The sequence below is a fragment of the Halorubrum sp. JWXQ-INN 858 genome (assembly GCF_009806985.1).
In the GTDB taxonomy this organism is placed as follows: Archaea; Halobacteriota; Halobacteria; order Halobacteriales; family Haloferacaceae; genus Halorubrum.
On sequence record NZ_WUAX01000006.1, the window covers coordinates 194,591 to 209,165 of the forward strand.

Genomic DNA, 14,575 nt, shown 5'->3' on the forward strand with positions numbered 1-14,575 from the left:
CCTAAACCAAAATTTTATTTTTTTCTGAGTCTCGAAGTGAGAGCCTCAATACTGTAAACCCTAATCGCAGAGTATCAGCCCTCCAACGCACGACTTAGTTTTACTATGCGACCAATCAGTACAGACTTTACGGTGAAAGCACACTCCCTCTTGAATTCACTTTACACCTATAAGGTGCTTCTTAGGTAGTTAGGAGGCGATAAATACGCCTCTAACTATGTAATGCTGAAGGAACGGAGGCTTTCAAAGAGATGGGTGGATTTATATTTATTATCACCTATTAAAATTACCTCTGTGGTGTTATTTACGCTGTTATGTAATTAAGTATCCTCTTGTATTTGACTCGTTGAGAAGACTCGTGAAACCCGAACCGATGAGAGAATCCCTGAAACTGGCATTTTGGTTTTACGATGCTGACCCTCTGACTTCCCAACTACGAAAAAAAATATAATTTACAGTAGTGGTTTAGAGTGTCGTTGAGGTAGATGAATAAGATACTTTCAGAGGCTCCATGAAATCTAAAAACACCTCTAAGGTGCTTTTCCCAAAACACTTATAAGGATTGTGTGTAAAATATTATATATGTCTGAACGGAGAGCAAATAATGAAGAGGTGAATAATTCGCTTAAAAGTATTAGTATAGTTTCTGAGGACTCGAAAAAGTTTTCTGTGAAATTGGGAAGTCGGTATGCTGATGTACTCCAACAAATCAAAGACGAGGCTGACCATAAACACTGGACTACGGGGACGGTTTTATATGAGGTTTGTACGATGATGGACTCAGATTTAGAAGCAGCGGATAATGGAGCATTTAACGAGGAGTTAGTAAACAAGTTGCTGTCTGGGGTTGGTGTGCCTGTTGAGGTGGTGGACAGGCTCGGAGTACCCGATAATGCGGAGAAGGTTGAGAGCGATGAGACGGAGCGAGTGGTCGTGTATCTGCCTAAGTCTCTGTATGAGCAGTTACCTTATTTTAAAGCAGAGTATTTTGAGCAGAGGTTAACAGAATGGCTGGAGTCTCCGTTTAGTAGTCGATTGGAGCGTGCGAGAGTAAAACGAGATTTAGTGAGAGTGGTCAATAACGATGGGAGTCGTGATGGTGTGAGTGTGCGTACCCGTGAATTATTGAACGAGTTTGACGAGTTAGAGCGTGCTGTCGATTCTGTTATCTCGTGGTATGCGGGTCTGTCGGTCGATGAAGTGGAGGAGCGTATAGTGGAGGAGACAAAGCAGACAGCGGAAAGCCGAGTACCCGCCCTTGAGTATCTGTTTGAGTTGAGGCTTAATGATGTTGAGACTTTAGCGAGTGGCTCCCTGAGTAGTGTACACATTAAATCACAAATTGAAAAAGAGATGCTTCAGGGTGAGGAGGTGGGTTACATTTCTGATGTGCTGGACTGTACCGATAAAACCGCCCGAAAGTACTGGGAGATGATTGATGATTATTGGACTGATGAAGGGTGGATGCTGGAGTTTGTAGATGAATATACAGAGGATATTATTAAAGAAATTGTGGATAATATGAAGTTTAATGATAAAGAAAGTATGAGTCTGAACAAATCTAACCCCGCTCATTTGCTGGCATTGAGAGAAATCAAAGACGAGGGTGAGGATGAGGCTAAGACGGAGGTCTCAGTGGGTGGTGATGTGCTGGTGTTGTGGAATCTTGGTTCTGGTGATTACTCGTTTAAGATTCAGTAGGTACTTCATTGTTGTTTTAATTTCATTTTCGGATTATCGACAACAGGTGTCAGAACTTTTTCTCTGCCGACACCGCACCGCAAATTTAGTATCTTCGATACTAATTTGCTATACCGATAGGGTGAGATAACGACAATAGTGCCAATCTGGTCTGGGTTACTATACTGGGAGTGCGGGCTGAGTAGCATAGCCTGATATACACACTCTCAAAATCAGGGTTAAGGATGGAAAATAGAAGGCTGGATAGTCATCAGCGGATAATACAACCCATCTTCTCGCTTCTTCACAAATCCATCCTGCTGAAGGTCTCTAACACACCTTCTCACCGTCCGTTCAGAAACTCCGTATGTATGTTCTGCGAGTTCCGAAACTGTGAACCCACGCCGCTGTTCTTCAGTCCACACTGCTATGCTCGTGAGAACTGTGAGAAAGTTCTGCCTTGTATCAGACATAGAATAGTATCTCGAATACAACCCCATATAATTTCTTCAGATAACAACAGACCAAAACCATAAATTTTATATACAAACTTATTCACTAAGATTGGTGCGATGAATGACAAAATAAGCATACAAAATTTTGTTGAACAGATTGCTAAAGTAGAGCCAGTAGCGGTTACAGTGTCTAAAAGTGGTGTTCAAAGAGGTATAATAATTCTTACAATTCATGGTGTAGATGGAGAAGAGGTACCCGACGAGATATCTCAATCCTCCGAGGTCTCCGTGCGTGGAGTCTCTACCCAATTGATGATGGAGTACACCCACGATGGTCTCAACACAATGGATGGTATTCTGCTTTACTCCTCCGATGATATTGCTCCAAAAGATTCTGAAATAGACAGAGGGTTCAACACTCTATACAACGAATTTGAGGACTACGCTGGAGAGCAAGCGGCAACAGAACTCAACGAGATTTTTGAGGTGTACTGTGAGGGTGTGGACACCCGTCTCTTGAGAGAGGTTGCGGCTCACACTGAGCCAGCAGTATCCTTCTCCTCACCGTCTGGCGACTCTCAGATTGATGCGTACCAGATAGATGGGCACACATATTACCTCTATACCGATGGTGGCGTGTATGAGGCGTACAGAGGCTCTATATTATCTCCTACAACAACCGAGATGTTTCAGGACTCTAAGTACTGGCAGTCAACTGATGCCGCTATCGCAGTAGTGTAATTCAACATCAACTCACAAACTATGTCAGACCAACTAATAACAGAAAACGAAGTACAGCAGATAGAACAAGACGCCGATATCGGCTTAGATTATCACAATCACGGGGAATTGGTTGAAATCCAAGGATGGTCTGAGGTACCCCTCAGTATCCATCCCAAATCAGGGGCAACTGATGGACAAGCAGAAGCGTATGTAACATACCAAGAGGATTCAGTTAAAAAGGAAAAAGGCGGTGTTGTTGAGTTACGATGGTATCATCGGACGGATGATGGCTACTTGGACTCGGATAACTTTGATGTCCTCTCCGAAAGCGAAATTGCGGACATTGGGTCAGTCAAGACGGTAATCGAGCAGTTACTTGACGAAGTGGACTCTTCCTAATTGAGGACGCCGCTATCGTCCCGCAATCTCCTCGCCTTCCCGAACCCTCTACGACATAACAACTTTACCGTCAGCATGAAAATGCTGTGAGTATGGAATTCATCGACCGTCGTGGAGGGGGCGTCCTCGATGGCTGAAGGAACTCTTTCGGACTACATTACGCCAAGTGAGGAGATTCAATCACCAGATGGCTCAATCGACCCTGCTGGGCTTCTGGATGAAGTAAGCCTCTACAACCTTTACGACGATAGAGACTCACCTGAGAAGGACGCAGACCGTATTCTCGAAATTACATACCCGACTAACACGCTTACGACTATTGTTGAGAATACGGCGGCAGCGTTGGACGAGGGTTCTGGGTTCTCTGAAGGTGGACAAATCGTTGGTGGAGGATACGGGAGTGGTAAAAGCCACATAGAACTCGTCGTGTATCACCTGTTCAATTCACCCACTCTCGGACAGAAGTGGCTCGACCAACAGGGGATTTCAGTCGAACTTCCGACCAACACTCGGACAGCGGCACTCCAGATGTTCAATCTGGATAGTGATTATAACCGACTTTCTGAAGCAGTTGGAGACTATCTCGGTATCGACCAGTGGGCAGACGGGACGAGCCTGCCGACAGTTCACGAAATTCGAGATACGCTCGAAGGGAGACCGACGCTCGTCCTTATCGACGAGTTCGAGCGGTGGTTCGGGATGGCAGACCGTTCCGACTACCAAGATGACAACCTTGCGTTCCTCCAGAACCTTCTCGAAGCCGCTGGTCGGGATGACACGCAACTGAGTGTCTTCGTCTCCCTCCTGTACGAAAACGACGATGTACAGGCGATTACGCAACGGACGAACCCGTTTACTCACGACCTCTCGTCCCGTCGAGACGAGAAAATTGATTTCATCCTCCATCGGCTCGTTGGGGAGGTAATTGACCCAGAGGGGGTCTCCTCTCTCGCCAAGGAATACACGGATGTGTATCGACAAAACGACCAGATACAGTTAGAAGACTACCAAGATATGGAAGACCGCATCGAGCGGTACTATCCCTTCCATCCGCTACTCCTTGACCTTCTGATGGAGAAGTATTCCGAACAGCGAATTAGTTCGGACGCACGAGGTCTCCTTCGCTTCCTCACCGAAATTCTTCGAGACAATTTCAATCGGACAGACCTCATTCTAACGGGGGATGTCGATGTCTTCGGCTATACCGACCGATTCCAGTATATCGACAACGAACTCGTCGGGAAGTACATCAACGACTATCACCGCCTCCAGAAAGCGGACGGTGAGTTTGATGACCTCATCGAAGAACTCGTCAATATCGTTCTTCTTCATAGTCTCGGTCGGGGAGGAGAAGAAGGAGCAAATAAACGACAGATGCTGATGGGAATCATCCGAAAGGGAATAAACGCCCATCGTATCATCCAGACATTCACCGAAGATGTGTACGGACATGCGTGGCACATTCACCGAATAAACGGCGAGTACGCCTTCGACACTGAGGAGAACCCTGCGGCTCGTATCGAAAAGAAAGCCGAAGACATCCACAAACACGACGCTATCCACCGTGTTGAGTCCCTCATTCGGGAAGACCTCTTCGGCGGACAGAATAATGTATTCATTTTAGACCCCGTGAATACCGACCAAGACATTCCAGACAACAAGGCACTCAAAATCGTCGTCTCTCTGGGTGCCAAACGAAATTATGACGAGGATTTCGAGGCACTCACGACTGGACAGGAACGAGAATTTAACAACACGCTGGTACTCGTAACACCTGCGAAAAGGTCGAGTGTCGATACAAACACGGGAATCATCGAACTTGGTCGTAAAGTCGTCGCTGGGGAGCAACTCAAACGAGAGGAAGGAGTTCTGCCTGAAGGCTTCGATGAAATTCACGACCAAAATTATCAGAACCTCCGAGACCGAGTTCGAGACAAGTATGGTACTGTCTATACTTCGACCGACCGAGGGTTGTTTCCCCAAGACCTCCCAACTGGAGGAAACACCGACTTCTACACGGCAACGCTGTCAGTCGTTGAGCCAGACACCAGTCAACTCCGCTCTGAAGTCAAAAACGCCGTCAAGGACGCTGGAGCAAGCGGAATTCAATATCAACACCTACGAAACGACTTCTACCGAAACCCCGCCTACACGACGCTTACTACCGAAGAGGAACTCGAAGACGCAATTAATTCGCTCTGTCGGGACGGGGTGATTCAGGTAGGGACTTACTTCGAACAGCGAGTTGGAAGTCTCGGGAGCGATACGAACCTCGTCCACGAGCAGTACATCGTTGATGAGGAGGACGAGGACGACGAAGAAGCGACGATTACCATCGATACGACCCAGACATCCTCTCCAACTCAAACGGAGACAGAAACGGGTGGTAACGACTCGACAGAGGGTGAGTCGGCAGGCACTTCGGTAGGTGCCTCTGCGTTTGCCTGTCCACAGTGCGGTGAAGAGTTACGGGGAACATCCTGTGAGTGCGGCTTCGAGTTCGATGCGAGCGATGTTCGGGAAGGAAAGGTGTCAGTTGAAGGGGCAACGACCGACGAATTGCTTGATAACTTCGGCATAGACGAACCTGCTCGCCCATCCGTGCGACCACATCCTATGATGGGCACCATCGACGCCGATAACAAGCCTGACCTCATCGACCGCCTCGAACGAGACATCGGTATCGAGTGGGAGATTCACGAAGCAGAAATAACGGTCAACGGGACGCTGACAGCCGATGACCTCAAAGAGTACGGTATTAGTGCCGATGCTCTTAGTGAACGAGTAACGCTCAACGAGACCTTCGAGTTCGTCCCTGATGAGCCGCTATCCCGACAGGCGTTTCTTAGTCTGGTATGGGATTTGAGTGTCCCCGAGAAGGCTACGCTATCCGTCAGTTTACAGGTGGATAAGAATGAGTAACGGACTGTACGGGAGCGAGGAGTTTACTTCGCTTCTTACGGAGGAGAACATCTTTGACGGGGTGTTCGAGTGCTTTCGACGGATTTGGGGTAACGAGAACGCTCTTGGAAACCGTCAACTCGCCAAGTCGGAATATCAGACCCGCCTCCTTGAACGAGAGTTAGCAAGCCTGTATTCGCCTCTATACGATGAACTAATGGAACAGATGGGTGAACACCCACTTCCCAACATAGAATCTGGTTGTGGGGTGATTATGGACGCTCTCAGCCTTCGTGAGGGTTTCCGTCTGGAGAACGACCTCAGAGCCGAACAAGGTTGGGAGGTCTCACTGTCTTGGGCACCAATCGAGCGACTCCCGAGTGAAACGCAATTCATTTGTCGGGAATGGTTCGACGCTCAGAGTCCCTCCGTCGTCTCTCGGGAGGATTACCGATTCATCGGAGACATGACTGTCCCACAACTCCCCAGCACGAACCCAGAATTCGTCTGGACACGACATCCCGACAGGCGGCTCGAATCAGCCCTCAAAGGCAACTATTCGACTGAAGAAATCGAGGAGATATACGAGGACGCAAAGCAGTTACTCGAAGACATCATCCACGAGAGTACCCACGACGAATTCCTCGTAACGAGCGACCACGGGTATGTGAACCATCTCGGGAACTCCCCGTACTCAACGACAGACGAGCAGGAGGAAGCACTCGCCAGCAAGTTCAGTAGTCGGTTTTGTGAAGTCGGAAACGGACAATCATACCGAATTCTCGAACAGGCGAACATTATTAAACGGGTACGGCAGCACTATGTCGTACAAGGGCACCACAACTGGACTAAGCGAGGAGCCACGAAGAAAGTCTCTCACGGCGGACTGAGCCTCCCCGAGTGTATGACTCCAGTACTGCGGATTCAGACGGACTAACAATACTATGACACAAAACATGGAAACTTGGGACAAACTACCCCTGAACCTGATGGACGAACTGGCTGAGAAAGAAACCTACCGCCGAGATGTATATCGCCCCATCTATTCGCTTCACAAATGGTGGGCACGGCGGGCTGGCTCTACCTTCCGTTGTCTCGGTCTCGCTGCGATGACTGACGAGACCGTAACGAAGGACGACATTCTCACAGAGCGAAACAGCGGCACACACGACGGGCTGTACATCAATCCAGATGATGAGCGGATTGATAGGGATGTAACCGTCCTCGACCCCTTCGCAGGCGGGGGGACAACCCTCGTTGAGATGAACCGTCTCGGAGCGGATGTTATCGGCTACGAACTGAACCCCGTTGCGTGGTGGACTGAGAAGAAGTCGATGGACGATGTGAACCTCGATGTCCTCGAACGGGAATTCGACCGCATTCTCAAAGAGACTCGGGAAGAATTGGGAGAGTACTACACGACGATAGACCCAGAAACGGGACAGGAGTGTGAAGTCTTGTACTACTTCCAATCACAGCGAATACCGTGTCTGACCTGTGATGAGGAAGTTCAACTCTTCCCCCGATACCGACTGGCAAAGACAAAAAAGACCAGAGCAGGAGCGTTATACTGTCCGAACCAAGACTGTGATGACCGAATCATCGAATTAGAATCGAGGGACAAGGGTCTCAAAGAAGGGACAGAGGTGAGTATTTCTGATGGAAGCGTTGGAACTGTCTCAGAGGATGGAAACGAGGTGTGTCCAAACTGTGGACACGAATTTGACCCAAGTGATGGTACTTACGGCTACGGTAAGTACACTTGCTCAAATGGACATAAACACGATGTAAAAGAAACACTCCAACGGCGAGATGAGAAGCCACACTTCGACAGATTTGCTCTCCAGTATATAACTCCACGAGGAAATAAACGAATTAAGGAATTTGATGAGGATGATGCTCGGAGAGTAGAGAAAGCCAAAGTAGAATTAGAAAGTATTTATCAAGAGTTACCCATTCCATCGCAAAGCATTCCCGTCGGTGATGAGACAGACAGAATTGTAAACAACTACAACTATAAACAATTTAACGACCTATTCACCGCCCGTCATTTACTCACATTTGGGCTATTATTCAAGAAGGCACGAGAAGTCAAACAAAAACAATTCGATGACGCTGATTCACAAAATATATCGGAATTTCTTGTCACCACAGTCTCTTCTTCTTTGGAATATAATTCAAAACTTTGTCGTTGGCATGCTGGTAACTCAAAAGGAATTAGTATTTTTGAAAGACATTCATATAGTCCGAAGGTACAACCTGTTGAATCAAATGTGATTAGCAACGAAGGGACCATCTCATCGTTAAATAACTTCTTTAGAAAGGTATATCATGCCAAACAGTACTGCCAAGAGCCGTTTGAGAAGGTAAAGAATCAAAAAACAGGGGATGTAGAGCAATTCTATATTCCATCGGAATCTATCCAAGAGTCACGAGTGAAACATCTGAATTGTAAGACATCTGAACGACTGGACCAAACAAGGGGTTCTGTTGATTATGTGATTACAGACCCACCATACTATGATAATGTTCAATATTCAGAACTCTCGGACTACTTCTATGTGTGGCTCCGAGAGTGTCTAAAAGATGATTACGAGGAATTTAAATCTGAACTCGTTCCGAAAGCAAGAGAAATAGTTGCTAACAAGAGTGCTAACAAAGACGAGGAGTTCTTTGTTGAATCCCTATCGAATGTGTTCTCGGAGGCGAATAGGGTACTGAAGTCGGATGGTGAGATGATATTCACCTACCACCACAACGAAAACGAAGCGTGGTCGGTGATTCTCCAAGCCTTGATTAAAAGTGGATTCACCGTCGCTGGAGCGTATCCTGTTCAGTCGGAGATGCCGAACAATCCACACATTTCCGACCTCGATAATGCGGAGTACGATATTCTCATCTTCGCCAACAAGGAGCGAACGGATGAGGAAATCACCCTCACGGAACTTCGGCAAAACCTGTTCTTCGAACTTCAGGATATCATCTCAGAGGAACGGGAACGCCACGAAGACCTCGGACAAGCCGACCTCGGCGTCATCCTCCGTGGTAAATGTATGTACTACTACTCCAGACACTACCCGAATGTGTTCTCCGATGGTGAAGAGGTAGATATCGACACCGCTCTGGATACGGTCGATTCGGTCATTGAGCAGATTCTGGAAGGGTCGGTGAACCTCCCACAAGCCATCGACCCGCTCACGCAGTCGTATGCGGCACTCTATCAGCGAGGTGCCGAGGAATACGACGAACTCAACAAGCACCTGCTGGCGAAGAATCTGAATGTAAGCGACCTCGAAGACGAGAAGTTGGTCAAAGGTTCCCGAGACAAGAAGGTGCCCGTAACCGCCGACGAGCGTATCAACTACATCGAGGGCAAACTCAACAAGAACGGGAAGGGGTCGGACAGCCTGCTTGACATCGACAAAGTTCACTACCTCTACCACCTCTACAAATCCGACCAGAACACCGTTGAGTACCTGAAGGAGTGGAAGACCGACGACCTCGAAGCCCTTGCGGACTTCATGGCGGATGTTACCGACGACGAACGATATGAGAGCGTTATGGAGATGGGTCTCCAACAGTTCTAATTATGACACTCCATCAAGGCTACAACATCGTAACCGAGCCTGTTGCCGACACGGAGAGCGAGATGTCTTCGCTGGAGTTCTTCAGGCGGCTCGCCGCAGATGAGGAGGTCTCGACGCCCGTTACAGTAACTGGGCTTGAGGACTTGCTGTACAACGCCGACGAAACCGACCGCAGTAGTGTCCTTGCCGAACTCAGGCAAACCCTCCGAAGCACACGGTCTCTGGGGTCGATGGATGCGGTTCAGTTCGTCGTGGATGGTCAGTTAGTCGATGATGTGGAGTTCCGTGTGCGGATGGAGACGAGCGACGGCGGCGTCTATCTGGACATCGGACAGTTGTTCGTCGAGGAGCCGAAACCATTGACTGCGACTCACGCCGTAGCAAGGAAATAAATCACCCTGAGAGCGGTTCAACCGCTTTCTGTACCCGCTCATCATCACTCGTCTGTTCGAGATACCACTTTCGACGCTCAGGGTCCTGATGAATATTGGAGAGTGCTTGTCGAGAGATAGGTAGCGACTTCGCAACCGAATTGTAGGAATCCCCAGAGTCGATACGCTCTAATGCGTCCTGAATCTCAAAGAAGGAGACCTCACTGTCGTCTGGGTCAACAATCGGTCGAAGATAGCCCTCATCGTTTCGTTTGAATCCCGCTGGAGGAGTCCCGAGCCATTTTCCTTCGTTTCGTGCCCGCTTGACCCCTGCCTTTGTACGCCGAACGAGCGTTCGGTGTTCCTGCTGGTACACCATCCCGATGATGTCTGCGACGAAACGACCCTGCCCGTCTGGAGTAATTCGTTCAACGGCTCCGTCTGTAATCACGATGGTTGTGTCGGTCTCCTCGCAGAGATTGAAGAATCGCTGGAGTGTTTCACCCGACCGACTGATTCGGGAAATCTCCCAGCAGATGACTGTCTCGTATGCTCCCGCCTTAATATCATCCAGCAACGCTTGGAACTGTTCTCGGGCGTCAGAGACTCCACTACCGATGTCCACATACATCTCCGCTTCAGCCAAATCTGCCCCTTCAGAGGACAGCCACCGCTCGATGCTCTCTCGCTGATGGTCGTCTGCTTGTTTGTCTGTACTTGCTCGGATGTACACCGCATAGTTTGTTGACATTTCTATGGGCTGCTGCTTACAGATGGTACACTATATAAATATCGGCGGTTGGTTACAGGGTGTAACTCATCGGTCGATTAATTACAATTCCACGAGCCACGGATGGACATTACCCGCTCAGGAATATGCTCATTTGCCTTCAACAAAATGGTATGTCGCCGCAGTCTGCTGATTAGAGTATGCGGCAATAGAGTTCGTGGATGGGTCAATAGAGATATGGTCAGCAGTTCGCTCGTCAGTCTCTGTGAACTCTGGACGACGCCAATTACTATCTCGTCCAACTCCGCTTTCTACTCGCTCTCCGATGTGGCTGGTTTCTGGGTCTAAATCAATCCCAACTCCACCAGACAGGTGATGATATGCCAGTGGAGGAGCGTCTCTCATTCGAAAGAGGAAGAGGCTTGTGTCGTATCCGAGATGATGAAGGATACCATTTACAGCGAATCCTTGTGCCTTACAATCCCCTTCTCCGTCTCTGAAGAATAATTCAGGGTATGGGACTCGAACCGATTCCGAAACCGTATCCCATGGTTGGGCATAACTTGTCGTATCGTTGATTAGATTATATGCCGTCCGAACAATAATGTCATCATCGTCGGTAAGATTATTCCGCTCAAATACCCCCTGAATCGCATCAGCGATATCAGCGAAGAATGGGCGCTCTAAGTATCTGACGCTACTTACTGACCCCTCGCTTCTCGTGTCAAGATAGTCCTGCCACGCTATCGGGTCATTTTCATGAATTGCCTCTAAGGAATCCATATCCTCGATACTAAGCGAATGCTTCACCACAAACGGGATTCTGGGTACTTCTTCATAAATGTTTGAAGTAGTAGATATTGCTGAAGTTAAAACAATATGTTGTTCTCCATCTTCCACCCATGTATGATTATTACCCCCTGAGTCAATATTTCGAGATTCTTCTCCATTCTCTCGGTGCGTATAAGCGATAAATGGGCGTTCAACAACATCTTTGATAGTAACTCCTTGGCGACTTTCTAATTCTAACCCGAGTCGCACTCGAAACGCCTGTTCGTTCACTCTTGGGATATCATCCCAATAATCCATTAGTTCGATTTGTACATCATCAGGACGACCACCTCCATCCACGATTTGAATTTTATCAAGTGTTCTAACATCATCTGGTTCTTCAGACTCAAATTCAGGAGATGTATATTTTTGCGGGAGGGCTTGAATAACCAATTCAACAGACTCTTCGAGTTCCCCCCTTACATCAAACTCTACCTCGACAACAGACCATGTTCCTTTTTCGGAACCTCTTGTTGTAGCGCTGCCTCGAACATCAGTGATTTCACCCGCTCGTTCATCATCCCCTGATTCGGGGTCATCACTGTCATCAGGGCGAGAGTCATCATTTCCATCACCGATACAGCCAGCAATTCCCGCAATCCCTCCGAGAGCAATCGAAGAGACGAAATGACGACGGTTTGGCTGATTCATATCATATACCCGTCTGAGTTTCTCTTATTCTTTTCCACCGCTTCGACACAGAGCGAACGCCGAGTAACTTGGCGTCGAGCCTTTTGGAATACATCTTTCAGGACGAATGAGTGAGTTGAGCGATGATTTGGATGGCTTCTCGTGGAGAATCAACTCGGGTTCGCAAAAGGAACTCATCCAGTTCCCCGACCTCGTGGATAGTGTATATCGAGAGTACACGGGCGTCTGTGTAGTCTCGGTACTCATAGCAGGTTTTCCCCTCTCGAAGCCAGTAGTGTGTCCCGTAGTCCAACTCTTTCCGTTCCCAGTCGTCAAAATAGTTGTTTGAATCCGCTGAGATAACACCAAACCCTACACCCAACGCTGATGTCAACAGTTCTCTACGGTTCATTCAATCACCTCCACCATCTCCCCAGATATCTCTCTGTACACTTGCCGAATCGACCACAGTTCGGGAACCTTCCACTCAACCAATCTTGAAGCGACATCCAACGGATGGACATCGAAAGAATCCTTGTCGTACTCTCTCTCCGTACTCGGTGTTGTGTATGTCACATGGTGGTACTGATAGACCACATCCCAGCCGCTCCCTGAATATACAAGGTCTCCATCTTGGTTTTGATATTCGACAGCATCCACATACGAGTCCAGAAGTCGAGATGCCTGCCCCCACGATAGCACACTAAACCGAAGGGAATCAGCAATCACCGAGAGATACCGCTGGTCATCCTCGTTCAGAACCTTCAGCACACCTCCGTTCTCCCCTCGATACACAACTCGGTCTGAATCTACTCTCAGTCGGTCATACAGACCGATTTTTTGGGGGAATAACCGCTCTAATTCGTCTTCTTGTGTGTTGTTCGTATCAATCATCGTCTCTCGCCCAAACGACGGTGTAACGACTAATCCTGCTCCGATACTCCCTGTCCATTCGAGAAGCGTGCGTCGGTTCATGCCAAGTCTACCTCGTGTGTCTCAAGAACCTCTCCCTCCGATGCCCAGAGGACGAGTGTAACCGTGTCCTCATCAGGTGGATACCCAATCGACTGTCTGGGTAAGCGGGCATCCATCTGGTTCAATTCATACGGCTCGCTTTGTCCATCGATGTAGATTCCATACGCATCGACCTCCGCACGAGTTTCAGAATCCGAGACGAAGCGAAGATGGAGTACTTGATTGACTTCGCCTTGCGAAATTGATTCTACATACTCCGAGTCTGGAACAGTGTATAGGTCTATCACAAAGTACCCGAATCCCAGTACCAGAGAGACGACCAGCAGGATTTGGAACACTCGTAGAATCACCTAACCGAACACCCCCGCCGACCAGATAGGGAGTGTCATTAGCCCGAGAAAGATTCCAATCGCTACCGTGGACGCACCCGTTAACATCAGATAAAGCACGCACACGGCGAGGATGAAATACAGAGCCGACCAAACGAACCCGAGCATCGAGTAGAAAAAATAGAACACGGCTAACCAGATAGCGACAAACGGGTACACGAGCAGTTCATAGCCGAGCATTTTCTCACCTATTACCCCCGAAAATCTCTGCGAACAGGTCTCGTTCCTCGATTTTGACCATATCACCAACCATGTGATACTCCATTATCTCCTCCATCTCTGGGGCACATTCGGACATCATCTCGTCCACATCCATCTCGTGTGATTCTGCCTCAATTTCGAGGTCACATGCTTTGATTCTGAGGCGGTTTGGTCTCTGCCTCTTAATCGTCGTACCAGATGGCTTCTTACTGGAATCGCTATCGCTGTCGCTCGTGGAGTTCGGGGTCTCATCAGTCATATTAACGCATCAGATAGTTAGTTCCGAAGGAATATGAAAGTGTAGCTAAGGCAACCATTGTTTTCATTCGCCAGGAATGTCTTTTATATGCCGCTAATGTCACTTAGTTAAGGTTAGTTATAACCTCTCCATCGAGAACTACATTCTTTGCATTTAAAAAAGCGCGTCGGCGGCTCGTCGGCCGAGGCGGTCTGTTTGATCGTGTACCACGCCTCGTCGTGCCCGCAGCCGTCACAGACGACGTCGGTGGCGGTCGGCTTCCCCTCGAACTCCGCGCCCTCGACCGTCTCTATCACCTCGTCGTCGGTCTGTTCTTCCGTCGACTCGAAGCGGGCGGCGAGCTCCTCGTCGCGCTCGCTCGTCGCCCCGCACGCGTCGTCCCGACAGGTCATTTCGCCGTCGACCGACACCATCATCGAGCCGCACTCGTCACAGAACTGCATA

General features: G+C 48.5%; 14 protein-coding genes. 7 read left to right on the plus strand and 7 right to left on the minus strand.

Features of this window, described 5'->3' with window-relative positions:
- Positions 1–582 precede the first annotated feature (582 nt).
- Positions 583–1,701 carry a hypothetical protein gene (locus GRS48_RS04290; protein ID WP_159483880.1) on the plus strand — a complete coding sequence of 373 codons (1,119 nt, stop codon included), beginning with the start codon at positions 583–585 and terminating at the stop codon, positions 1,699–1,701.
- 218 nt (positions 1,702–1,919) lie between these two features.
- On the opposite strand, the gene GRS48_RS04295 is transcribed toward GRS48_RS04290, so the two are convergent.
- Complete coding sequence (locus GRS48_RS04295; RefSeq protein ID WP_159483882.1) at positions 1,920–2,153, minus strand: DeoR family transcriptional regulator; 234 nt, start codon at positions 2,151–2,153, stop codon at positions 1,920–1,922.
- A gap of 99 nt (positions 2,154–2,252) precedes the next feature.
- Here GRS48_RS04295 and GRS48_RS04300 point away from each other — a divergent pair, with 99 nt between their 5' ends.
- The 6 genes from GRS48_RS04300 (at position 2,253) to GRS48_RS04325 (ending at position 10,137) form a co-directional block, all read left to right on the plus strand.
- A complete protein-coding gene (locus GRS48_RS04300; RefSeq protein WP_159483884.1) occupies positions 2,253–2,876 on the plus strand; it encodes a hypothetical protein in 624 nt (207 codons plus the stop codon).
- Between the two features lie 21 nt (positions 2,877–2,897).
- The gene (locus GRS48_RS04305) at positions 2,898–3,257 is read left to right on the plus strand and encodes a hypothetical protein (protein WP_159483886.1); all 360 of its coding nucleotides are present in this window, start codon (positions 2,898–2,900) and stop codon (positions 3,255–3,257) included.
- A 129-nt stretch (positions 3,258–3,386) separates the two neighbouring features.
- A complete protein-coding gene (locus GRS48_RS04310; protein WP_159483888.1) occupies positions 3,387–6,179 on the plus strand; it encodes a DUF499 domain-containing protein in 2,793 nt (930 codons plus the stop codon).
- Positions 6,172–7,095 (plus strand): hypothetical protein, encoded by a 924-nt coding sequence (locus GRS48_RS04315; RefSeq protein ID WP_159483890.1) that lies wholly within the window; start codon positions 6,172–6,174, stop codon positions 7,093–7,095. Before GRS48_RS04310 ends, GRS48_RS04315 begins: the two co-directional genes overlap by 8 nt.
- Before the next feature lie 172 nt (positions 7,096–7,267).
- Entirely contained in the window at positions 7,268–9,745 is a 2,478-nt protein-coding gene (locus tag GRS48_RS04320; RefSeq protein ID WP_159483892.1) for a DUF1156 domain-containing protein, read from the plus strand.
- Positions 9,746–9,747: 2 nt separating this feature from the next.
- Positions 9,748–10,137, plus strand: coding sequence for a hypothetical protein (locus GRS48_RS04325; protein ID WP_159483894.1), 390 nt, complete (start codon positions 9,748–9,750; stop codon positions 10,135–10,137).
- A gap of 1 nt (position 10,138) precedes the next feature.
- Here the strand turns inward: GRS48_RS04325 and GRS48_RS04330 are convergent, their stop codons facing one another.
- The 6 genes from GRS48_RS04330 to GRS48_RS04355 form a co-directional block, all read right to left on the minus strand.
- Positions 10,139–10,867 carry a recombinase family protein gene (locus GRS48_RS04330; protein ID WP_159483896.1) on the minus strand — a complete coding sequence of 243 codons (729 nt, stop codon included), beginning with the start codon at positions 10,865–10,867 and terminating at the stop codon, positions 10,139–10,141.
- Between the two features lie 129 nt (positions 10,868–10,996).
- The gene (locus GRS48_RS04335) at positions 10,997–12,328 is read right to left on the minus strand and encodes a hypothetical protein (protein ID WP_159483899.1); all 1,332 of its coding nucleotides are present in this window, start codon (positions 12,326–12,328) and stop codon (positions 10,997–10,999) included.
- A gap of 387 nt (positions 12,329–12,715) precedes the next feature.
- Positions 12,716–13,201, minus strand: a complete 486-nt coding sequence (locus GRS48_RS04340) for a hypothetical protein (protein ID WP_159483904.1) — start codon at positions 13,199–13,201, stop codon at positions 12,716–12,718.
- 77 nt (positions 13,202–13,278) lie between these two features.
- Entirely contained in the window at positions 13,279–13,632 is a 354-nt protein-coding gene (locus GRS48_RS04345; RefSeq protein WP_006672437.1) for a hypothetical protein, read from the minus strand.
- A 223-nt stretch (positions 13,633–13,855) separates the two neighbouring features.
- Positions 13,856–14,131, minus strand: a complete 276-nt coding sequence (locus tag GRS48_RS04350) for a hypothetical protein (protein ID WP_159483906.1) — start codon at positions 14,129–14,131, stop codon at positions 13,856–13,858.
- A 113-nt stretch (positions 14,132–14,244) separates the two neighbouring features.
- Positions 14,245–14,574, minus strand: a complete 330-nt coding sequence (locus GRS48_RS04355) for a transcription factor S (RefSeq protein ID WP_159483908.1) — start codon at positions 14,572–14,574, stop codon at positions 14,245–14,247.
- Between the last annotated feature and the right edge of the window lies 1 nt (position 14,575).

Excerpts from the sequence above, each read along its gene's own strand:
- GRS48_RS04295 (WP_159483882.1), bottom strand. The coding sequence starts at position 2,153 with ATGTCTGATACAAGGCAGAACTTTCTCACAGTTCTCACGAGCATAGCA.
- GRS48_RS04335 (WP_159483899.1), bottom strand. The coding sequence starts at position 12,328 with ATGAATCAGCCAAACCGTCGTCATTTCGTCTCTTCGATTGCTCTCGGA.
- GRS48_RS04290 (WP_159483880.1), top strand. The coding sequence starts at position 583 with ATGTCTGAACGGAGAGCAAATAATGAAGAGGTGAATAATTCGCTTAAA.
- GRS48_RS04315 (WP_159483890.1), top strand. The coding sequence starts at position 6,172 with ATGAGTAACGGACTGTACGGGAGCGAGGAGTTTACTTCGCTTCTTACG.
- GRS48_RS04355 (WP_159483908.1), bottom strand. The coding sequence starts at position 14,574 with ATGCAGTTCTGTGACGAGTGCGGCTCGATGATGGTGTCGGTCGACGGC.
- GRS48_RS04340 (WP_159483904.1), bottom strand. The coding sequence starts at position 13,201 with ATGATTGATACGAACAACACACAAGAAGACGAATTAGAGCGGTTATTC.
- GRS48_RS04330 (WP_159483896.1), bottom strand. The coding sequence starts at position 10,867 with ATGTCAACAAACTATGCGGTGTACATCCGAGCAAGTACAGACAAACAA.
- GRS48_RS04320 (WP_159483892.1), top strand. The coding sequence starts at position 7,268 with ATGACTGACGAGACCGTAACGAAGGACGACATTCTCACAGAGCGAAAC.
- GRS48_RS04305 (WP_159483886.1), top strand. The coding sequence starts at position 2,898 with ATGTCAGACCAACTAATAACAGAAAACGAAGTACAGCAGATAGAACAA.
- GRS48_RS04300 (WP_159483884.1), top strand. The coding sequence starts at position 2,253 with ATGAATGACAAAATAAGCATACAAAATTTTGTTGAACAGATTGCTAAA.
- GRS48_RS04350 (WP_159483906.1), bottom strand. The coding sequence starts at position 14,131 with ATGACTGATGAGACCCCGAACTCCACGAGCGACAGCGATAGCGATTCC.
- GRS48_RS04325 (WP_159483894.1), top strand. The coding sequence starts at position 9,748 with ATGACACTCCATCAAGGCTACAACATCGTAACCGAGCCTGTTGCCGAC.
- GRS48_RS04310 (WP_159483888.1), top strand. The coding sequence starts at position 3,387 with ATGGCTGAAGGAACTCTTTCGGACTACATTACGCCAAGTGAGGAGATT.